A 21,039-nucleotide genomic window follows, 5' to 3' on the forward strand; every position below is an offset into this window, starting at 1 on the left:
AGGAGGAACATTCATGTCTGATGCCTACAAACAGGCCGGTGTTAATATTGAAGCCGGATATGAAGCAGTAGAACGAATGAAAAAGCATGTGCAGCGCACTGAACGGGCAGGAATCATGGGTACGTTCGGGGGATTTGGCGGTATGTTCGATCTGTCAGCGCTAAATTATAAAGAGCCCGTACTTATTTCCGGAACAGACGGTGTCGGCACGAAGCTGAAGCTGGCGTTTGCGATGGATAAGCACGATACGATCGGAATTGACTGCGTTGCCATGTGCGTCAATGATATCGCTGCCCAGGGAGCAGAGCCGCTGTATTTCCTTGATTACCTCGCAGTGGGAAAAGCAGAGCCTGAAAAAATTGAACAGCTTGTAAAAGGCATTGCAGATGCATGTGTGGATTCGGGATGCGCATTAATCGGTGGTGAAACAGCTGAAATGCCTGGTATGTACGAAGAAGATGAGTATGATATGGCCGGGTTCGCAGTTGGTGCAGCTGAAAAGAGCAGGATCATTACAGGTGAGGCGATACAGCCTGGTGATGTATTAATAGGTCTGCCATCAAGCGGTATTCACAGCAATGGCTTTTCACTTGTGAGAAAAGTACTCCTTGAAGAGAATCAGATGAAGCTCAAAGATCAGCCGGCAGGCTTTGATATGACACTTGGAGAGCTGCTGCTGACGCCTACACGCCTTTATCCAAAAGCCGTACAGACTGCACTTGCAGCGGGTGAAATCACCGGCATGGCTCATGTAACAGGAGGCGGATTCTATGAAAATCTTCCGCGCATGCTGCCTGAGGGAACGTCCATTGAAGTGAACAATTACAGCTGGCCGGTGCTGCGGGTATTTGATCTGATTCAGGAGGCCGGAAAGCTTTCAGACGATGAAATGTTCAGCGTATTTAATATGGGTATCGGTTTTGTATTTGCAGTGAGACCTGATTATGCAGCAGCTGTTCAGAGAAAGCTTGCAGATTCCGGTGAGGAAAGCTATGAGATTGGCCGGGTAACTGCTGAGGATGGAAAGAAGGTACGTTTTATATGAGCGGAATTAAATTTGCAGTCTTTGCATCTGGAAGCGGATCGAACTTTGAAGCCATTGCTCAGGCTGTGCGTGACGGCAGGCTTCAGGGGGAGCTGGTCCTGCTTGTAACTGACAAGCCCGGTGCCTACGCAGTCAAACGCGCAGAAGCACTCGGAATCAAGGTTTGTGCACACAATCCGAAAGATTTCACATCAAAATCAGCATATGAGACAGCAATTCTTGAAATGCTTCATCAAAAAGAAGTAGAATGGCTGGTATTAGCAGGGTATATGAGACTCATCGGCACAGTCCTTCTTCAGGCCTATCCGAAGCGGATCGTGAATATCCATCCGTCACTGCTGCCTGCATTCCCGGGGAAAGATGCCCTCGGTCAGGCAATCGAAAGTGGCATGAAGGTAACGGGTGTGACAATTCATTATGTAGATGAAGGCATGGATACAGGACCTGTTATTGTTCAGGAGCCATTTAAAATTCCGGATGGCTGGGAGCGGGATGAGATTGAACAGGTGATTCATAGCATTGAACACCGTCTGTACCCTGAAACACTTAACAGGCTTTTTGCTGAAGCATTGGAGGAATCAAAATGACAAAACGTGCATTAATCAGTGTGTCTGACAAAGCAGGCATCGTGGAATTCGCAGAACAGCTTCAAACACTTGGATATGAAATTCTATCTACAGGCGGTACAAAAACGCTGCTTGCTGATAACGGAGTGGAAGTGAAGGCAGTTGAAGAGGTTACAGGCTTTCCTGAGATTCTTGAAGGCCGCGTAAAAACACTTCACCCATCTATTCATGGCGGGCTTCTTGCAAAACAGGATCAGCCTGACCATCAGCGCCAGCTTGAAGAACAGGGGATTGAGACGATTGACCTTGTCTGTGTCAATCTCTATCCGTTCCAGCAGACGATCGCAAAACCGAACGTATCATTTGAAGATGCAGTTGAAAATATTGATATCGGTGGTCCTACAATGCTTCGCGCAGCTGCCAAGAACCATGCATACTTAACGGTTGTAGTTGACTCAGAGGATTATGAAAAAGTAATAGAAGAACTGAAAGCAGGCGAAGTGTCATCCACATTCAGAAAACGCCTTGCAGCGAAAGTGTTCAGACACACTGCAGCGTATGATGCGTACATTGCACAATATCTCACTGAAGAATCCGGTGAGGAAAATCCGGAAAGAATTACAGTCACCTATGAGCGTAAGCAGGATCTGCGCTACGGTGAAAATCCTCACCAGAAAGCGGCATTCTACCGTAATCCGCTCGGGTCTGAGTTTTCTATTGCACATGCAAGACAGCACCACGGAAAAGAACTTTCCTACAACAATATCAAAGATGCGGATGCTGCACTTCAGATTGTAAAAGATTTTGATGAAGCAGCTGCTGTTGCAGTTAAGCACATGAACCCATGCGGCGTTGGAACAGGAGACAGCCCGCAGGAAGCATTCCAGCGTGCATTTGAAGCTGACTCCACGTCAATCTTTGGCGGGATTGTTGCTTTTAACCGAGGAGTGAATAAAGAAACTGCAGAAAAGCTTTCAGAAATTTTTCTTGAAATCGTCATCGCACCGGCCTTTTCAGACGATGCGCTTGAAATTCTGACGAAAAAGAAAAATATTAGACTGCTGACTGTGCCTTTTGACCGTCACCTGAAGCATGAATACATCTATACCTCAGTTGAAGGCGGACTGCTTGTACAGGATCAGGATCGTTACACGCTTGACGATGCGAACCTGAAAACTGTGACAAAGCGCGAGCCGACTGAAGAAGAGTGGGCAGCAATGAAAACAGCCTGGAAGGTGGTGAAGCACGTTAAGTCGAACGCAATTGTCGTTGCTGAACCCCATATGACACTGGGCATCGGTGCAGGACAGATGAACCGTGTCGGAGCAGCCAAAATCGCGCTTGAACAGGCAGGCGAACGCGCGAAGGGAGCTTCGCTTGCTTCAGACGCTTTCTTCCCGATGAATGACACAGTTGAGGCAGCCGCTAAAGCTGGTATCACTGCGATTATTCAGACGGGTGGGTCGATTAAGGATGAAGAATCGATTCAGAAAGCTGACGAATACGGCATCGCGATGGTTATGACCGGAGTACGTCACTTTAAGCATTAATCTTTGTAATTAACTTCTCTATTTACGTAAGAGGTCCATGTCAAAGCCGCTTACAGAATATATTTAAGCCGGCTTCTCAATGGGGCCGGCTCTTTTTAAAATTTAGCTATGTTAAAGTTAAACGTTGTATGCGCACAACTGGTGATTGCAGCGGAAATCACCAGTCCCCTTTAACAGAGCCTTTAAATATAGTATCAGGAGGAATCATCATGAATGTACTGGTTATCGGACGTGGTGGGCGCGAGCATGCGCTTTGTTATAAATTTTCGAAGGATGCTTCAGTCGATAAAGTGTTCTGTGCACCGGGGAATGCCGGTATAGCAGAACATGCGACATGTGTAGATATTAAGGAAACTGATCAGCATGCGCTTGTGGAGTTTGCGAAAAGTAACGATATTGCACTGACAGTGATCGGTCCTGAGCAGCCGCTCTCAGAAGGGTTGGCTGATGCATTCGCAGCTGCTGAATTAAAAGTTTTTGGCCCTTCCCAAAAAGCGTCTGCAATAGAAGGCAGTAAAGCTTTCGCAAAAGAACTGATGAAAAAATATGATATACCAACAGCCGGTTACGAAACGTTTACTGACTTTGCGGAAGCATCTGTCTACATAAAGCAAAAAGGTGCGCCAATTGTGATAAAAGCTGATGGTCTGGCAGCGGGTAAAGGTGTCGTTGTAGCCATGAATGTAAAAGAAGCGCTTCAGGCAGCAGAAGATATGCTTGAACATAACCGTTTCGGTGCATCCTCTGCGAAAGTGGTTGTAGAAGACTTCCTTGATGGTGAAGAATTCTCATTTATGTGTCTGGTGAACGGGAACAGGATTATTCCGCTTGCACTCGCGCAGGATCATAAGCGAGCGTATGACAATGATGAAGGGCCTAATACAGGCGGTATGGGTGCTTATTCACCTGTTACCCATCTTCCGGCTGAAACTGAGGAAACGGCAATGAAGGAGATCATCAAGCCGGTTGTAGAAGCGATGGAGAAAGAACAGCTTGATTTTACAGGTGTATTGTATGCAGGACTGATTCTGACTTCAGAGGGGCCAAAAGTGATTGAGTTTAATGCGCGCTTTGGAGACCCTGAAACCCAGGTGGTACTGCACAGGTTAAAATCTGATCTGGCACACCTTTTATTAAGTCTCTTAGATGGTGAAGACGGCAGTACAGAATGGTCAGATGAAACAGTAGTCGGAGTGGTCATTGCATCTGAAGGGTATCCAGGTGACTACCAGAAAGAACAGCCGCTTGCATCAATATTAAAAGCAGATACATTCTTTTACCATGCCGGAACGAAAATGTCAGATGATGAAATCGTTTCTGATGGGGGAAGGGTGCTCCTTGCAGCTGGAGCGGGAGCTAATGTGGAAGCTGCACAAACGCAGGTTTATCAGGCATTGCAGAGCGTTCACTCAGACCATTTCTTTTATAGAACAGACATAGGTAATAAAGCATTAAAGAGAAGTTAGAATATTCTAATTTAATGACTTAAACGGAGTAATTGAAAGGAATTACCTGTAAAACATTCTTTTTGCACCTGTAACCGGGGTTTTTAACACTTGCTTCATCACGTTCTTGGATTATAATGAGAATACGATAATTCTCTATAAAGAACAAAAAGAGGTGATCACATGGTGCGAAAAGAATGTCCTAAGTGTACGCGTTCCTCTTATAGCAGCGGTACGCGTGAAGTCTGGAACTGTCCGGTCTGCGGAGAAGATCTGACAGCCTATCCTTCATTGAGAGCAATCTCTTATTACGAGCTGAATCAGTCGATTCGTCAATCTGCGTACCACCATTCTCCAAAATAACCCAAAAGAGTATTGTAACACAAATTTAATGTTGAAAAAGTCAGAATATTTAGGTATATATGACTATTTATTTGCTGGGAAACGGGTGCTAATATATATTAATAGCACATATAATTTTATTTATCAAACTTTTAACCCGATGTTTAGCCCAATGCTGCAATCGCTTTGAGAGAACAGAAAAAGGCAAACCACCTGAAAAGATGGGACGCAAAGCTAACGGGTCTAAGGCCAATATAAAGAAAAAGGGAGCTATGACGGCTGAGCCGCCTGAAGTACTGTAGAAAGTATTTTAGGAGGGGAATGTGATGGGTCGGAAAAACGAAGTTGATGTCGAGTGGATGGCGCTGATTGAGGAAGCTGTACAGGCAGGTATTTCGCCCGAGGAAATTAAGAAATTTCTTGAAGGGGCAAGCATGAACAGCTGGGGAAGGAATGATTTAGTTGTTGGTTGAACCGGATTTAAGACGATAAAATAGCCTGTGCATCAGCAATGTGCTGCACAGGCTATTTTTGATTGATCCGCCATTTATTAAATTCAATAAACTCTTTGAATTGTTCTTTTGAAATCCCTGATTCCATTGCAGTCTTTGCAAGGTTAACCCATTCACTGTCTACGTTTTTCTCACCACTATCAGGATCCAGCAGAGAATTTACCGTGACTCCCAGGACCGGAGCGATCTTTTCCAGAAATTGAATGGATGGATTTTTTTGAAGATTTCTTTCCAGAGAACTGATATATGATTTTGCTACTCCTGCCTGGTCAGCCAGTTCAGTCAGCGACATTTTTTTTTCTTTTCTTAAAGACTTAACGCGATCTCCAATCATCCCAATCACTCTCTTTGCTCAAATATTCTTGTTTTTATCATATCATACAAATGAAAAAAGACCACTGATAACTGAAAGGTGAGCACTCTATATTTCTGAATATTTTGTTTTATTTATTAGAATCCCCTTACTTCCTCAAATTGAAACACCATTTAAATATTTTTGTCAACATATCGATTTTTATATCATAAAACAGGAATCATATATACTTTCTTAAAATAATGTTCAATTATGCACATTATCATGAAAAAATCACATTTCTTTTGTGCGGTGACGCGTAAAATATGGTAAGATGAATGAAACTTTTGAGGATATTATTGGAGTGATGAGAGTGGAACAGAGATTCCCATGGAAGATCAGTCATTTGAGGGACCATTCTGCTATTCTGGATGGGACAGCATCACCTGATCTCGTATTGACAGACGCACATTATCTGAATTCATCTCTTCATCAGTGGATGAAGGGTAACATATGGATTTACCAGGACAGAATTGTCTATGCAGGAAGCAGCATGCCTGAAAAAATGAATGGTACTGAAATCATTCAGCTGAAAGATAAATGGATCGTGCCGGGCTATATTGAACCGCACGTGCATCCGTTTCAGCTGTATAATCCGCAAAGCTTCAGCGAGTATGCAGCTACGCGTGGAACAACAACATTTATTCAGGATAATCTTATGCTGCTATTATTATGCGACAAAAAGAAAGCGCTTCCTTTTATGCAGCAGTTCAAAGCTTCGCCGCTTAATTATTACTGGTGGAGCAGACTGGATTCACAGACTGAGCTGAGGAATGAAGAAGATGTTTTTACCAATGGTGAGGTTTTATCATGGCTGGATGATCCAAGTGTCCTGCTTGCAGGTGAGCTGACTGCATGGCCGAAGCTTGCTGAAGGGGATGACCTTCTTTTGAGCTGGGTCCAGGAAGCACGCCTTCGCTATAAAAGAGTAGAGGGACATCTGCCGGGAGCATCTGAGAAGACAATCGCTAAAATGACCCTTTTTGGTGTGACGGGTGATCATGAGTCAATGACAGGTGATGACGTCTGGAAGCGTCTTGAACAGGGGCTTGCAGCGACATTGAGACATTCATCAATCAGACCGGACCTTGCAAAGCTGATTCGCGAGCTGAAGGAGAAGCAGTTACATTCATTCGACTCGCTGATGATGACAACTGATGGCTCAAGTCCATCATTTTATGAAAGCGGTGTCATGGATCAGCTGATCAAAATTGCAATCGATGAGGGTGTTGAACCGATTGAGGCATACCATATGGCAACATATGCAGTGGCGAAATATTACCGGCTTGATTATATGCAGGGAATGATTGCTACTGGCAGACTTGCTACATTAAATATTTTGAGCGATCCTGAAAACCCTGTTCCTGAATCAGTCATGTCTAAAGGGAAATGGATCAAAAAAGATGACGTAGTACAGAAGCAGGAATTCGAGCCTGACTGGTCTTCCATCAAGCCTCTTGATATTAACTGGGATATTGATCATGATGACCTGCAATTTTCTATGCCATGTGGAATGAATATGGTGAACAACGTCATTACAAAGCCTTATTCTGTATCAATTGATGCCAGTGTGAACGAATTGTCCAGGGATCATGATGAAAGTTTTCTGATGCTGCTCGACCGGCATGGTGAATGGAAAATCTGTACGCTGATCAAAGGCTTTGCATCTGATCTAGGCGGCCTGGCTTCATCATTTTCAAATACAGGAGATATTCTGCTCATCGGTAAAAGCAAGCAGGATCTGATAGACGCCTTTAACAGAATGAAAGAAATTGGTGGGGGAATCGTACTCACGGACAAAGGGAAAAGGCTCCATGAAATCCCGCTGGCACTTGGCGGTGTCATGTCAGATCAGCCTATGGAAACGCTGATAGAACAGGAGAAGAAGCTGAGGAGCGTATTGAATGATTGCGGGTATGATTTTGATGATCCGGTATATACATTACTGTTTCTGAGCTCGACTCATCTGCCTTATTTAAGGGTGACTCAGCGGGGAATATATGATGTAAAGAAGAAAACGGTACTCTTTCCAACGATAATGCGTTAAAATGTAAAAGAGTCCTAATTTCAGCTGAGCACACGTTTGCTCTTACAATACTTTTAAAAGGAGCTGTATCTGTCTGATGCAAATCGATAAATTAAGAGGGAAGGAACTGGACCAGCTATGTGAAGCCGTCCTTTCACTTAAAGACAAAGACGAAGCCTACCGATTCTTTGATGACTTGTGCACAATAAATGAAATACAATCTCTTGCTCAGCGCCTTGAAGTAGCACGGATGCTGCGTGATGGGAATACCTATCATAAAATAGAAACACAAACAGGTGCAAGCACCGCAACCATCTCACGTGTCAAACGCTGCCTGAATTACGGCAATGATACGTACGCAATGGTGCTTGAACGCGTTCATCACAATGATGACAGCGGAGAAGAGAAAGAATAAGTCAGTCCAAAGCCCCCTGAAATCAGGGGGCTTTTTGATTCGTTCAGAACTTCCTGCCCACTTCTCTTTTAGAGACCGTTTTTCGGTGCTATAATAGGACGGATAATGAGTGTTCGAATGGAGGATTTGGCATGTACGATGTCCGGGAATGGAAACATGTTTTTAAACTGGACCCTAATAAAGAAATATCAGATGAGGCGCTTGAGCAGATCTGTGAATCCGGAACAGATGCAGTGATGGTTGGCGGATCTGATGGCGTGACACTTGAAAATGTACTTGATCTCATGGCGCGCGTGCGCAGATATACAGTTCCCTGTGTACTCGAAGTATCTGCACTCGAAGCAATCACGCCAGGCTATGATTTATATTTTATCCCAACCGTGTTAAATACAAATGATCCAAAATGGTTTAAAGGGCTGCATCATGAAGCAGTAAAAGAGCATGGGGATCTGATGAACTGGGAAGAAATTCTCGCAGAAGGCTACTGTATCCTGAATCCCGACTGCAAAGCAGCCGCACTTACGGGAGCAGATGCAGCGATCAGTGATGAAGAAGTGATTGCCTATGCACGAATGGCTGAACATCTGTTTTCACTTCCGGTTTTTTATATGGAGTACAGCGGAACCTATGGAGACCCTTCACTTGTGAAAAAAGTCAGCGGTGAACTGGGCGATACCGTTTTATTTTACGGAGGCGGCATCAAAAGCGAAAAAGATGCACGCGAAATGGCAGCTTTTGCAGATGTCATCGTAGTTGGCAACATTATTTATGATGATTTAAAAGAAGCGCTGAAAACAGTTTTAGATTAAAGCTTTAATAAAGTCCGATATTATTTTATTACAGCTGGTGATTGTAGCGGAAGGGGGACGACTCCAGCAGGAGAAGCGTGACAGGTGAGACCCCACAGCGCAAAGCGCGAGGAGGCTCACCGCACGCCCTGCGGAAAGCGTTCCCCCTGGAGCGGAAATCATCAGCCAACTTCAACAGAGCTTAGATTAAAGTTGTCCGGTAACTGAATTCCGGTCTATAATAAGAACAAACGTTCGAGGTGGTGCGACAATGCAATTTTTAACAGACCGTCTGCTTAATGGAATGAATCCGGAGCAGGCAAGAGCAATTAAAGCGACAGATGGACCTCTGCTGATTATGGCAGGAGCGGGTTCAGGGAAGACTAGAGTACTGACACACCGGATCGCGTATCTGATGATTGAAAAGGGTATTGCGCCATATAACATTCTGGCCATTACCTTTACGAACAAAGCTGCGCGTGAAATGAAAGACCGTGTAGGAAACATACTTGGCGGAGCAGCTGAGGATGTATGGATTTCGACGTTTCACTCCATGTGTGTGAGGATTTTAAGAAGAGATATAGACAGAATCGGTTATAACCGTAATTTTACAATCCTTGACTCAACTGATCAGCAGTCTGTCATTAAGCGGATTTTAAAAGACAAAAATCTTGACCCTAAGAAATTTGATCCGCGCGCAATTTTGTCTGTCATCAGCTCAGCAAAAAATGAGCTGACAACGCCTGAGCAATATGCCAAGGATGCGGGCAGTTACTACGATCAGACAATCAGTGTAGTGTTTACTGAATATCAAAAGAGACTGAGAAAAAACTCGGCGCTTGATTTTGACGATCTGATTATGCAGACGATCCACTTATTTGAGCGTGTACCTGAAGTGCTGGAGAACTATCAGCGCAAATTTCAGTATATCCACGTGGATGAGTATCAGGATACAAACCGTGCGCAGTACCTGTTAGTCAAACAGCTGGCGTCACGCTTTAAAAACCTGTGCGTTGTCGGTGACTCTGACCAGTCGATCTATCGCTGGAGAGGTGCGGATATTACAAATATCCTCTCTTTTGAAAAAGACTATCCAAACGCTACAGTCATTTTACTTGAGCAAAACTACCGTTCAACTGAGAAAATTCTTGATGCAGCAAATGCTGTGATCCAGAACAATCCGAACCGTAAAGCGAAAAATCTGTGGACGGATAAAAAAGGCGGACAGAAAATTACGTATGTCCGCGCTGACAGTGAACAGGGAGAAGGGCAGTTTGTCGCCGGAACAATTAATGAAATGGTCCGATCCGGTAAGAGAAAACCATCTGACTTTGCGATCCTTTACAGAACGAACGCACAATCCCGTGTAATGGAGGAAGTACTCATGAAGTCTAACATTGAGTACAACATAGTCGGCGGGACAAAGTTCTATGACAGAAAAGAAATCAAGGATATCCTTGCTTATCTTCGTCTCGTGGCGAACCCTGATGATGATATCAGTCTGATCAGAATCATTAACGTGCCAAAGCGCGGAGTAGGTTCCACCTCTCTTGATAAAATTGCAAACTATGCACGTGATAATGAGATGTCTATGTATAATGCACTTGAACTTGCGGATTTCATTGGACTGAGCGGAAGAGCAGCTAAAACAGTGCTTAAATTCCGTGATTTCATTAAGAACTTCACTCAAATGCAGGAATACCTATCAGTTACGGAATTAGTAGAAGATATTATCGATAAGTCCGGTTACCGTGAGTCGCTTCAGGCGGAAAAAACAATTGAAGCACAGAGCCGCCTTGAGAATATTGATGAATTTCTATCTGTGACAAAAGAGTTTGAAAAAGCAAGTGACGATAAGAGCCTGATTGCTTTCTTAACGGACCTTGCACTGGTTGCAGATATTGATCAGCTTGATAAGGACGATGCACCAGCAGATGCTGTGACATTAATGACGCTTCACTCTGCAAAGGGACTTGAATATCCGGTTGTCTTCTTAATGGGACTTGAAGAAGGTGTCTTCCCGCACAGCCGTTCACTGATGGAAGAAGCTGAAATGGAAGAAGAAAGACGACTTGCCTATGTAGGTATTACACGTGCAGAAGAAGAGCTTTTTATTACGAATGCACAAATGCGTACGCTGTTTGGGCGGACGAATATGAATCCGGTATCCCGTTTTATCGCGGAAATTCCGGCAGAACTGCTTGAAGAACCACTGCAGAAAGAATCTGTTTCTCCTGGCAGAAGCTTTGGCTCACCTGCAAAACCAAGCCCGAGAAAAGCACCTGTCAGACGGCCGGCTGCGCGTAACACAGGCGGCAGTGATATGGGATGGAGCGTGGGTGACAAAGCGCAGCATGGCAAGTGGGGTACAGGAACAGTTGTCAGTGTGAAAGGAGAAGGAGATTCGATGGAACTTGATATCGCATTTCCAAGTCCAACCGGTGTGAAAAGACTGCTGGCAAAATTCGCACCTGTGAATAAAGTCACTTAAGGAGATGAAGTTGTGAGTGAGTCTGTTGATAATAGAGTACAGGAGCTGCATGATCTGCTGAACCAGTACAATTATGAATATCATGTACTGGACAAGCCTTCTGTACCTGATGCTGAATACGATCAATTATTAAATGAATTAAAACAAATAGAAGCAGAACATCCTGAACTTGCTACTTCAGATTCGCCGACCCAGCGTGTAGGGGGTGCAGTGCTTGAGCAGTTTTCAAAAGTAACGCACCGCACATCCATGCTCAGTCTTGGCAATGCTTTTAACGAAGAAGATCTGAAAGATTTTGACCGGAAAGTAAGAGAGGTAGCGGGTGACGGAGCAATGTACAGCTGTGAACTGAAAATTGATGGCCTGGCCGTATCCCTGCGCTATGAAGATGGATTGTTTGTGCAGGGTGCTACAAGAGGGGATGGATCGGTTGGGGAAGATATTACAGCTAACCTGAAAACGATCAGGTCTATCCCGCTGCGTCTGAAAAAGCCGTTATCAATAGAAGTACGCGGCGAAGCATTTATGCCGAAATCCTCATTTTTAAAACTGAATGAAGAGCGTGAGAGAAAAGAAGAAGCGTTATTTGCTAATCCGAGAAACGCCGCTGCAGGATCACTCAGACAACTCGATCCGCGCATTGCGGCTTCAAGAAATCTGGATATCTTTTTGTATGCGATAGGTGATCCCGGAGATACAGGTGTCAGATCTCAAAGCGAAGGCATGAAGCTGCTTGATGAGATGGGGCTTAAAACAAATCCGGAACGCAGAATGTGTAAGTCTATTGATGAAGTCATGAACTATATTCACGAGTGGACTGAAAAAAGAGCGGATCTCTCTTATGATATTGACGGAATTGTCATTAAAGTGGATTCACTGGATCATCAGGAAGAGCTTGGTTTTACAGCCAAAAGTCCACGTTGGGCAATTGCTTACAAATTTCCTGCTGAAGAAGTCGTAACAGTGCTGCATGATATTGAATTAAGTATTGGCAGAACAGGGGTAGTCACGCCAACTGCACTGCTTGAGCCGGTCAGAGTAGCCGGGACTACAGTTCAGCGTGCGTCACTGCATAATGAAGATCTCATCCGTGAAAAAGATATCCGGATCGGGGATCATGTTGTGATTAAAAAAGCCGGGGATATTATTCCGGAAGTCGTCAGTGTGATCACTGAAAAGCGCACAGGTGAAGAAAAAGAGTTCAATATGCCAACCCATTGTCCTGCATGTGACAGTGAGCTCGAGCGGCTCGAAGGCGAGGTAGCACTCAGATGCCTTAACCCGAAATGTCCGGCACAGCTTCAGGAAGGTCTGACTCACTTTGTATCCCGGAACGCAATGAATATCGATGGACTTGGCGAAAAGGTTATTGCCCAGCTCTATCAGAGTGAATTAATCCGGGACGTTGCGGATTTGTACACCTTAACAAGGGAGCAGTTGATCGGTCTTGACAGAATGGGAGAGAAATCAGCTGACAATCTGCTAAAAGCGATTGAAGCATCCAAGGAAAACTCAATGGAAAAGTTGCTCTTTGGTCTTGGCATCCGCCACGTTGGTGCTAAAGCTGCGAGAACTATTGCTGAACATTTCCATTCATTTGATGCGTTAAAAGAAGCAACAGCTGAAGAATTGTGTCAGATTGATGAAATTGGTAACAAAATGGCCGATGCAATCGTCACATACTTTGAGAACGAAGAAGTCCTTGAGTTAATTGAAGAACTTAGGGAAAACGGTGTTAACCTTGCTTATACTGGACCTGTAAAGAAAAAAGCAGAAGAAATTGATTCAGCTTTTTCAGGTAAAACAATTGTCTTAACAGGGAAATTAGCTCAATTGACACGTGGTGATGCGAAAGAGAAAATAGAACTGTTGGGCGGAAAAGTAACCGGCAGTGTCAGCAAGAAGACAGATCTGCTGATTGCCGGAGAAGATGCCGGGTCCAAACTGACGAAAGCACAGGATTTAAATATCCCTGTGTGGGATGAAGACAGACTGGTCGAAGAAATAAGAAAACAAGAGGTGTAGCAGTTAAAATGAAAAAATGGTTAGCCGCTGTGACGGGTACTGCACTGCTGATGAGCGGCTGTATGCCGTCTTTTCAACAGGAAGATGAAGTCGTGCAGGAAAATGCCCCGGAAGACAGTGAAGAGCAGACGGTGATTATCCCTAATTTCCAGATTTCTGATGAGTATTACCGTACATTGCTTCCATATGAACCTTCTCCTTCAAGGGGAATGGTTGTTAATAACCTGAACACAAATTACGATATTGCTGAGTTTGAAAATGGATTGATGCGTGTAGCGCAGCAGAATTTTTCACCTGAAGAGTATTTTTTCCAGGCTGGACAATTCCTCGAGAGTGACACAATCTCCAGCTGGCTCAATCGTGAATTTACTGAAGAGCAATTGACAGAATACGGTATGGAGCCTGAAGAGAATATTGGGTTGAATCCTCTGGATAACGGTGAAGGATCCCGTGCTGAACGTGCAGAAAGAAGTCCAATTCTGCTCGCACATATTCTTGAACATAATTATTTTGTCAAATCATCAGAAGATGAATCAAAAGTCAGATTAGGCGGCATAGTCATCGGCCTTGCCATGAACTCTGTTTATTATTACAACAATGATGGCGACCCGTATGGTCCTACCTTTGAGGAAAACATTCCTCAAAGCAGACTGGAAGAAGAGGGAAAGGCGATCGCTGCTGAAGTCGTGTCGAGAATCCGTGAAATCGCAGCAAATGATCCTGAAAAAGCAGAGCTGGCTGATGTACCTGTGACTGTAGCCCTATTTAAACAGGAACCGAAAAGCACAGTGATTCCGGGGAACTTTTTTGGATTCGCCACTGCTGAAGCCGGCAGTAATGAACTTGGCGGATGGAATGCAATGAACGAGAATTACGTTCTGTTCCCTTCAGAAGAAGCACGCGACAGCTACCGGAATGATGAAACAGCCTTTTTGAATTTCAAACAGGATATCGAAACGTACTTCCCGAATTTTAACAGCGTAATCGGAACAGGGCTGTATCGTGGCGATCAGCTTTCACATTTAAAGATTGATATTCCGATACAATTTTACGGAAAGTCAGAGATCGTCGGCTTTACACAATATATTGCCGGGAGATTAATAGATTTATTCCCTGAGTACTTTGATATTGAAGTGAGTATCACATCAATCAACGGACCTGAGGCATTGATTATTAAAGAACCTGAAGACACTGAACCATTTGTTCATATTTATGAGCAGTAAGCTGTGGAAGTCACTGTTTATAGTGCAATGAAAAAAGACTGAGACAAGTTGTCTCAGTCTTTTTTATGAGATACTGCTGTCAGAGCTGAACGAGCGCCTTACGCTTTTCAATAGATCCAGCTTCAGCAGGCAGCTCCTCGGGTCTTAAGCCACCCTGAGAAAATGGGGAAGGTCGCCCATTTCTCCCAGGTAGTCTTATGCCTGTCGGAGCTAACCGCCTGCTTACGCTTTTCATGCTACAACCCCCAAATTTCATCTGCATACTGCCTGATCGTCCGGTCGCTTGAAAAATATCCGGAGCGGGCGATGTTGTGAATACTTGAATTCAGCCAGCGTTTTTTATCCTGATAAGCTTCAGCAGCTTTCTCCTGCGCCCGTACGTATGCATCAAAGTCTTTTAACAGGAAATACTGGTCATTTTCCATCAGCAGGGAATCAGAGATCATTTCAAAATCATAGAACGTATCCGGGAAAAATCCGGAAGTGAACTGGTCGATGATTTTCTTCAATCTTGGATCACCGTGGTAATAATCATATGAATGATATCCGCCGTGCTTTTCATACTTCATCACTTCCTGAGCCGTCAGTCCGAAGATGAAGATATGTTCAGGACCTGTCAGCTCCTCAATCTCAACATTGGCACCATCAAGCGTGCCGAGTGTTAATGCCCCGTTCATCATGAACTTCATATTCCCGGTTCCTGACGCTTCTTTACTTGCAGTAGAGATCTGTTCACTTATATTTGTAGCCGGAATGATCTTTTCAGCAAGTGATACTCGGTAGTTCTCGAGAAAGACAACGGTTAAGTAATCCTTTGAAACCGGATCGTAATTAACCAGGTTTGCAACAGAATGAATCAGCTTAATTACTTTCTTAGCGTAATGGTAGCCGGGTGCAGCTTTTGCACCAAAAATAAATGTTTGAGGATGAGGCTTAAATGAGCTGTCCTCTTTCATTTTGTTGTAAAGGTGCATGACATGCATAATATTTAACAGCTGTCTTTTATATGCATGAAGTCTCTTGATCTGAACATCAAAGATCGAGTCAGGGTTGACCTGAATCCCGTTTTTCTCCTGAATCAGATCAGCCAGTATACGCTTTTTATCGTGCTTGATCTGGTCAATCTTATATTGGAAAGCAGCATCATCTGCGTGCTTCACAAGGTCATTCAGCTTTTCAGTATCCTTCACCCATCCTGTCCCGATTGTCTCGTTGATCAGGGATGTTAATTCAGGATTAGCCTGCAGAAGCCATCTTCTATGTGTGATCCCGTTCGTTTTATTGTTAAAACGGTCCGGGTAAAATTCATGGAAGTTTTTCATCTCACGCATTTTCAGAATTTCAGTATGCAGTCTCGCCACACCATTAATGCTGTGGCTGCCGACGATTGAGAGGTGGGCCATTTTAACAAATCCATGTGCGATCACAGCCATTGATTCTATTCGGTCCCAGTCACCCGGATAAGCCTCCCACAGATCTTCACAAAATCTTCTGTTGATCTCTTCAATAATCAGGAAGATACGGGGGAAGAGCGGTCTGAATAAATCTACTGACCACTTTTCGAGCGCTTCTGATAAAATCGTATGGTTCGTATAAGAGATAGTTCCGGTGACAATACTCCACGCTTCTTCCCAGCCCATACCTTCTTCATCCATTAGAATTCTCATTAATTCAGGGATTGCGAGGGCAGGGTGTGTATCATTGATATGAATAGCGACGTGCTCATGAAGCTCCGTCAAATCATCATGATCCTCTTTATAATCACGCAGTATACTTTCAAGACTTGATCTGACAAGAAAATACTGCTGTTTTAATCTGAGAATCTTTCCTTCATCCGACATATCGTCAGGATAAAGAAACTCTGAAATCTGCTCAGTATCCCGCTTATACTGCATAAAGTCTTTATGTGGCGGGAAGTGCTTTGCAGGTTCGGCGCCCCATAGACGAAGCGTATTCACACGTTCGGTATCAAAGCCGATGACCGGCATATCAAAAGGCACAGCAAGCACGGTTTCTGCTTTCTCATGGGTAAAGATCATCCGGCCGTCTTTTTCAGTCCATTTAACTTCGCCCCAATAAGGAACTTCGACTGCAAGATCAGCCTTCCTGATCTCCCATACATTCCCGTTTCTCAGCCATTGTTCAGGGAGCTCCACCTGATACCCGTTTACAATCTTCTGTTCAAATAACCCATGTTTGTAGCGGATACCATGTCCGTGACCTGCAAGTGATAATGAAGCCATTGAATCAAGAAAACATGCAGCCAGACGGCCGAGACCGCCATTACCAAGGCCTGCATCAGCTTCAGCCTCTTCAAGTTCACTTAAGTTAATACCCAGATCAGACAGACCATCTTCAACCAGGTCTTTAACACCCAGATTCACCAGGGAGCTGACAAGCAGCCTGCCAAGAAGGAACTCAATTGATAAATAATAGACTTCCTTATGGTCGCCTTTACGTGATTCTTCATTCGATGCAATCCAGTTCGTGCTGACATGTTCCCGCACCATCATACCGAGAGTCTGATACTGATGCTGGAGTGTTGAGTGTTCGAATGATAATCCGCTTGATTGCTCAAGCCGTTGTAAAAAGGCTGCTTTAAATGCTTTTTTGTCTGTAAACATGCACTATTTCCTCCTCTGGAGTCCCTCATAAAGGCTGTAATATTCCTCAGCTGATTTAGCCCAGCTGTAATCGCCTGACATTGCGTTTTTCTGAAGAAGTGGCCATACTTCCTTATTACTATAATGCGATAGCGCACGTTCAACTGTATGTTTCATATCATGTGCATTATAAGCGCTGAAAGTGAATCCATTTCCTGTATGTTCCGTTTCATGCCATGAATGGACAGTATCGTTCAGTCCGCCTGTTTCCCGTGCAATCGGAATGGTCCCGTACTGCAGTGAAATCAGCTGGCTGAGTCCGCACGGTTCAAACATTGAAGGCATTAAGAAGAAATCAGCTCCTGCATAGATGCGGTGCGCGAGCGCTTCGCTGAATCCGATATAGACGCCGGTTTTCTCAGGATAGGCACCTGCTAAATAGTTAAAATAGCTTTCAAATTCAGGATCGCCGCTTCCGAGTACAATCAGCTGCATATTTTGTTCATTTAATAACTCATGCATCACTCTTTTTACGAGAGAGAGCCCTTTTTGCTCTGTCAGCCTGGTTACCATGGCAACAACCGGAATATGGTCAGAGACAGGCAGATTGAATTCTTTTTGCAGCGCAGCTTTGTTTTTCTTCTTATCTTTAAGCGTTTTAAATGAATACGTTTTTTCAATATACGTATCTTTTTCAGGATGATAGGCATCTGTATCAATTCCATTCAAAATCCCGCTCAGTTTAAAGGATTGGTCTCGCAGCAGCCCATCAAGCTTTTCACCGAAGAACGGTGTCTGAATTTCATCTTTATAAGTAGGGCTTACAGTTGTCAGCGCATTGGCACTCAACAGGGCACCCTTCATAAAGCTGACAGCCCCGTAGAATTCCAGTTCGCCTGAAGTAAAGTAGCGGTGATCAAGGTTCAGCAGGTCACCCAACACACTCTCAGGAAAGAGCCCCTGAAATTGAAGATTATGAATCGTAAAGACCGTTTTAATATTTTTATAAAATGGATAAGTTCTGTACTGGCGGTCGAGAAGGAAAGGGACCATCCCTGTATGCCAGTCATGCGCATGGATCACATCAGGCTTAAATGGAATGAGCGGCAGCGCATCAAGCGCGGCTCTGCTGAAAAAGGCGAAGCGCTCTCCATCATCAAAATCCCCATACAGTGCATTTCTTTTAAAATAATATTCGTTATCGAGCAGATAGTAAGTCACACCGTCATGCTTTAGCGTTTCAATTCCGCAGTACTGTCTTCTCCAGCCGACATTGACGTAAAATGTTTTAATTTTTTTGGCTTTAAAAAGAAGCTCTTCTGAGATCGTTGAGTACTTCGGCAGCATTACCCGGACATCTGCACCGAGTTTGATTAACTCTTTAGGAAGAGCCCCGGCGACATCGCCGAGGCCTCCTGATTTTGCAAATGGCGCACATTCAGAAACTGTAAACAATACCTTCATGATTTCACCATTGCTGCTTCACGTACGCTTCCTTTACGTAGTACAAGCGGCTGTTCAGCAGTTCCTTTTAATGAAGTGCCGTCAAGCACTCTTACGTCTTTATCGAGGATGACATATTCCAGTGAACAGTCATTTCCGATATGCGATTTCTGCATCACGACGCAATTTTTAACCTTTGAGCCTTTACCGATTTTAGCTGCTCTTGATACAATGCTATTTTCAACGCTTCCACGGATATCAGCGCCATTAGCAATCATGGAATTACTGACTTGTGCAGTAGAACTGTATTTTGTAGGCGGCTCATCTTTTACTTTTGTATAAATCGGGCGGTCCTGAGTGAACAGACGGCTCCAGACATCGTGACGCAACAGGTCCATTGAATGGTTAAGATAAGCAGGGATTGAATCAATAATGGCTGTATAATCCTTATGATCATAGGCACCGATTTTGAAGTTGTGAAGCGGCTGTTTCACAACATCAGATACGCTAATGAACTGTGAACTGCGTCTGCCTTCGATCAGTTCGATCAGCAGTGCTTTACTGATCACGTAGATCTCAAGAGACTTTCCATTATGCTGAACCTCAGTAATATCATAGTCATGGATTAAATGTTCTGCCAGTGCTTCTTCAAAATCAATATTCGCAATTACATAGCTGCTTGCAATGACGACATAATCCTGATGACTGCGTTTGAAAAATTCAATGTGCTGCTCAAGTCTTGAAAATGATCCGATACTTGTCGTTTCATTTGGCTCAAAGTTAGGAGGGAAGAAGAAGAGACCGTCTCTTTTACGGTCAAGATCCCAATTCTTTCCTGAACCGATATGGTCCATCAGTGAACGGTACTGATGCTTTGGAAAAATGGCTACACTGTCCACTCCTGAGTTCACCATGTTAGATAGTACAAAATCAATAAAACGGTATCGTCCTGCAAAAGGAATGGAAGCAACAGAGCGGTTCAATGTCAGATCCTGAAGTCCTCCCATTACTGTGGCTGCATCAATGACTCCTAATAAACGGCTCATGCTGTCACATCCTTTCTCAATTTCTCAACTAATTCTTTCGTGACAAGGATGATTTCCTCGTTTCCGTCTTCCGGTGTAATCGTGACACCATCAGGAACCGTGATATCACCTGGAACGATGGCTTTCGTAATGGTTACATTTTTCCCAATCACTGCGTCAGGCATAACGACTGATTCATGTACAGAAGCACCTGCCCCGATGGAGACGCCCTGGAAAATGACTGAGCGTGAGACTTTCCCTTCAATCACACATCCTTCATTAATGAGAGAATCCGTCACTTCAGATGAAGCGGCAAGATACTGAGGCGGCTGATTCGGGTTTCTTGAATAGATTCTCCATGAGTGCTCGAACAGGTTCAGACCCGGGTTTTCTTCAAGTAGATCCATATTCGCTTCCCACAGGCTTTTAACTGTTCCAACGTCTTTCCAGTAGCCTTCAAACGGATATGCCATCAGACGTTTACCTTCATTCAGGAATAACGGAATGATATCCTTCCCGAAGTCATGAGAGGACTCTTCATTCAGGTTGTCCTGATCAAGGTATTTCTGCAGTGATTTCCAGTTGAAGATATAGATTCCCATTGAAGCCAGATTGTTCTTTGGCTCAGCAGGCTTTTCATCAAACTCCAGAATTTCAAGGTCCTCATTTGTGTTCATGATGCCAAATCGGCTGGCTTCATCCCAAGGAACTTCAATGACAGAAATCGTTGCTTCAGCTTCATTCTGGATATGATAATCAAGCATCTCTGAATAATCCATTTTATAAATGTGATCTCCTGAAAGTACGAGCACATATTCAGGATCATATTGTTCAATATAGTTCAGATTCTGATAGATCGCGTTGGCAGTTCCACTGTACCATTTAACACCGCTTGCTTCTGTGTAAGGAGGGAGAACGGTTACCCCGCCATTACGGCGGTCAAGATCCCATGCGCTGCCGATGCCGATATATGAATTCAGCACGAGCGGCTGATACTGCGTCAGCACTCCGACCGTATTAATTCCTGAATTCGTGCAGTTACTAAGCGTGAAATCGATAATACGGTATTTACCGCCAAACGGCACAGCCGGTTTGGCAATCTTCGTTGTCAGGGAATGAAGGCGGCTTCCTTGTCCTCCTGCTAATAACATTGCTACACATTTCTTCTTTACCATAATGCCACGCTCC

At 44.1% G+C, this 21,039-nt stretch carries 17 protein-coding genes and 1 riboswitch; of the genes, 12 read left to right on the plus strand and 5 right to left on the minus strand.

Annotation, left to right across the window (positions count from 1 at the left end; all coding sequences use genetic code 11):
* The first annotated feature begins 13 nt into the window (after positions 1-13).
* From purM to KP77_RS17815, 6 genes are all read left to right on the plus strand, one after another.
* Positions 14-1,045: a phosphoribosylformylglycinamidine cyclo-ligase gene (gene purM / locus KP77_RS06435; protein WP_041121919.1), complete on the plus strand. Its 1,032-nt coding sequence runs from the start codon at positions 14-16 to the stop codon at positions 1,043-1,045.
* Positions 1,042-1,632: a phosphoribosylglycinamide formyltransferase gene (gene purN, locus KP77_RS06440; RefSeq protein WP_041121920.1), complete on the plus strand. Its 591-nt coding sequence runs from the start codon at positions 1,042-1,044 to the stop codon at positions 1,630-1,632. Before purM ends, purN begins: the two co-directional genes overlap by 4 nt.
* Entirely contained in the window at positions 1,629-3,161 is a 1,533-nt protein-coding gene (gene purH / locus KP77_RS06445) for a bifunctional phosphoribosylaminoimidazolecarboxamide formyltransferase/IMP cyclohydrolase (RefSeq protein ID WP_041121921.1), read from the plus strand. Before purN ends, purH begins: the two co-directional genes overlap by 4 nt.
* Before the next feature lie 209 nt (positions 3,162-3,370).
* The gene (gene purD / locus KP77_RS06450) at positions 3,371-4,627 is read left to right on the plus strand and encodes a phosphoribosylamine--glycine ligase (protein ID WP_041121922.1); all 1,257 of its coding nucleotides are present in this window, start codon (positions 3,371-3,373) and stop codon (positions 4,625-4,627) included.
* A gap of 162 nt (positions 4,628-4,789) precedes the next feature.
* Positions 4,790-4,969 carry a hypothetical protein gene (locus tag KP77_RS17945; RefSeq protein WP_152614685.1) on the plus strand — a complete coding sequence of 60 codons (180 nt, stop codon included), beginning with the start codon at positions 4,790-4,792 and terminating at the stop codon, positions 4,967-4,969.
* A 172-nt stretch (positions 4,970-5,141) separates the two neighbouring features.
* Positions 5,142-5,240, plus strand: a riboswitch (cyclic di-GMP riboswitch).
* A gap of 34 nt (positions 5,241-5,274) precedes the next feature.
* Complete coding sequence (locus KP77_RS17815; protein ID WP_084218621.1) at positions 5,275-5,421, plus strand: anti-repressor SinI family protein; 147 nt, start codon at positions 5,275-5,277, stop codon at positions 5,419-5,421.
* A 52-nt stretch (positions 5,422-5,473) separates the two neighbouring features.
* Here KP77_RS17815 and KP77_RS06455 read toward each other — a convergent pair whose 3' ends face one another.
* Positions 5,474-5,794, minus strand: a complete 321-nt coding sequence (locus KP77_RS06455; protein WP_041121923.1) for a helix-turn-helix domain-containing protein — start codon at positions 5,792-5,794, stop codon at positions 5,474-5,476.
* Between the two features lie 325 nt (positions 5,795-6,119).
* Between KP77_RS06455 and KP77_RS06460 the strand changes: the two genes are divergently transcribed.
* From KP77_RS06460 to KP77_RS06485, 6 genes are all read left to right on the plus strand, one after another.
* Entirely contained in the window at positions 6,120-7,859 is a 1,740-nt protein-coding gene (locus KP77_RS06460; RefSeq protein ID WP_041122040.1) for an adenine deaminase C-terminal domain-containing protein, read from the plus strand.
* Positions 7,860-7,935: 76 nt separating this feature from the next.
* On the plus strand, positions 7,936-8,253 hold the full coding sequence (locus KP77_RS06465) for a YerC/YecD family TrpR-related protein (protein WP_041121924.1): 318 nt from the start codon (positions 7,936-7,938) through the stop codon (positions 8,251-8,253).
* Positions 8,254-8,384: 131 nt separating this feature from the next.
* On the plus strand, positions 8,385-9,062 hold the full coding sequence (gene pcrB / locus KP77_RS06470; RefSeq protein ID WP_041121925.1) for a heptaprenylglyceryl phosphate synthase: 678 nt from the start codon (positions 8,385-8,387) through the stop codon (positions 9,060-9,062).
* 250 nt (positions 9,063-9,312) lie between these two features.
* On the plus strand, positions 9,313-11,532 hold the full coding sequence (gene pcrA / locus KP77_RS06475) for a DNA helicase PcrA (RefSeq protein ID WP_041121926.1): 2,220 nt from the start codon (positions 9,313-9,315) through the stop codon (positions 11,530-11,532).
* Positions 11,533-11,544: 12 nt separating this feature from the next.
* Complete coding sequence (ligA, locus tag KP77_RS06480) at positions 11,545-13,557, plus strand: NAD-dependent DNA ligase LigA (protein ID WP_041121927.1); 2,013 nt, start codon at positions 11,545-11,547, stop codon at positions 13,555-13,557.
* Positions 13,558-13,565: 8 nt separating this feature from the next.
* Positions 13,566-14,780, plus strand: a complete 1,215-nt coding sequence (locus KP77_RS06485) for a CamS family sex pheromone protein (protein WP_041121928.1) — start codon at positions 13,566-13,568, stop codon at positions 14,778-14,780.
* A 236-nt stretch (positions 14,781-15,016) separates the two neighbouring features.
* Here the strand turns inward: KP77_RS06485 and KP77_RS06490 are convergent, their stop codons facing one another.
* The 4 genes from KP77_RS06490 to KP77_RS06505 are packed head-to-tail and all read right to left on the minus strand — an operon-like array spanning position 15,017 to position 21,026.
* Positions 15,017-17,404: a glycogen/starch/alpha-glucan phosphorylase gene (locus KP77_RS06490; RefSeq protein ID WP_041121929.1), complete on the minus strand. Its 2,388-nt coding sequence runs from the start codon at positions 17,402-17,404 to the stop codon at positions 15,017-15,019.
* A 3-nt stretch (positions 17,405-17,407) separates the two neighbouring features.
* Entirely contained in the window at positions 17,408-18,847 is a 1,440-nt protein-coding gene (glgA, locus tag KP77_RS06495; protein WP_041121930.1) for a glycogen synthase GlgA, read from the minus strand.
* A complete protein-coding gene (locus KP77_RS06500) occupies positions 18,844-19,872 on the minus strand; it encodes a GlgC family sugar phosphate nucleotidyltransferase (RefSeq protein WP_041121931.1) in 1,029 nt (342 codons plus the stop codon). The genes glgA and KP77_RS06500 overlap by 4 nt, the downstream gene beginning before the upstream one ends.
* A complete protein-coding gene (locus KP77_RS06505) occupies positions 19,869-21,026 on the minus strand; it encodes a glucose-1-phosphate adenylyltransferase (RefSeq protein WP_041121932.1) in 1,158 nt (385 codons plus the stop codon). Before KP77_RS06505 ends, KP77_RS06500 begins: the two co-directional genes overlap by 4 nt.
* Between the last annotated feature and the right edge of the window lie 13 nt (positions 21,027-21,039).

It is taken from the genome of Jeotgalibacillus alimentarius, from assembly GCF_000829445.1.
GTDB lineage: Bacteria > Bacillota > Bacilli > Bacillales > Jeotgalibacillaceae > Jeotgalibacillus > Jeotgalibacillus alimentarius.

Excerpts from the sequence above, each read along its gene's own strand:
- purM (WP_041121919.1), top strand. The coding sequence starts at position 14 with ATGTCTGATGCCTACAAACAGGCCGGTGTTAATATTGAAGCCGGATAT.
- purN (WP_041121920.1), top strand. The coding sequence starts at position 1,042 with ATGAGCGGAATTAAATTTGCAGTCTTTGCATCTGGAAGCGGATCGAAC.
- purH (WP_041121921.1), top strand. The coding sequence starts at position 1,629 with ATGACAAAACGTGCATTAATCAGTGTGTCTGACAAAGCAGGCATCGTG.
- purD (WP_041121922.1), top strand. The coding sequence starts at position 3,371 with ATGAATGTACTGGTTATCGGACGTGGTGGGCGCGAGCATGCGCTTTGT.
- KP77_RS17945 (WP_152614685.1), top strand. The coding sequence starts at position 4,790 with ATGGTGCGAAAAGAATGTCCTAAGTGTACGCGTTCCTCTTATAGCAGC.
- KP77_RS17815 (WP_084218621.1), top strand. The coding sequence starts at position 5,275 with ATGGGTCGGAAAAACGAAGTTGATGTCGAGTGGATGGCGCTGATTGAG.
- KP77_RS06455 (WP_041121923.1), bottom strand. The coding sequence starts at position 5,794 with ATGATTGGAGATCGCGTTAAGTCTTTAAGAAAAGAAAAAAAAATGTCG.
- KP77_RS06460 (WP_041122040.1), top strand. The coding sequence starts at position 6,120 with ATGAGAGTGGAACAGAGATTCCCATGGAAGATCAGTCATTTGAGGGAC.
- KP77_RS06465 (WP_041121924.1), top strand. The coding sequence starts at position 7,936 with ATGCAAATCGATAAATTAAGAGGGAAGGAACTGGACCAGCTATGTGAA.
- pcrB (WP_041121925.1), top strand. The coding sequence starts at position 8,385 with ATGTACGATGTCCGGGAATGGAAACATGTTTTTAAACTGGACCCTAAT.
- pcrA (WP_041121926.1), top strand. The coding sequence starts at position 9,313 with ATGCAATTTTTAACAGACCGTCTGCTTAATGGAATGAATCCGGAGCAG.
- KP77_RS06485 (WP_041121928.1), top strand. The coding sequence starts at position 13,566 with ATGAAAAAATGGTTAGCCGCTGTGACGGGTACTGCACTGCTGATGAGC.
- KP77_RS06490 (WP_041121929.1), bottom strand. The coding sequence starts at position 17,404 with ATGTTTACAGACAAAAAAGCATTTAAAGCAGCCTTTTTACAACGGCTT.
- glgA (WP_041121930.1), bottom strand. The coding sequence starts at position 18,847 with ATGAAGGTATTGTTTACAGTTTCTGAATGTGCGCCATTTGCAAAATCA.
- KP77_RS06500 (WP_041121931.1), bottom strand. The coding sequence starts at position 19,872 with ATGAGCCGTTTATTAGGAGTCATTGATGCAGCCACAGTAATGGGAGGA.
- KP77_RS06505 (WP_041121932.1), bottom strand. The coding sequence starts at position 21,026 with ATGGTAAAGAAGAAATGTGTAGCAATGTTATTAGCAGGAGGACAAGGA.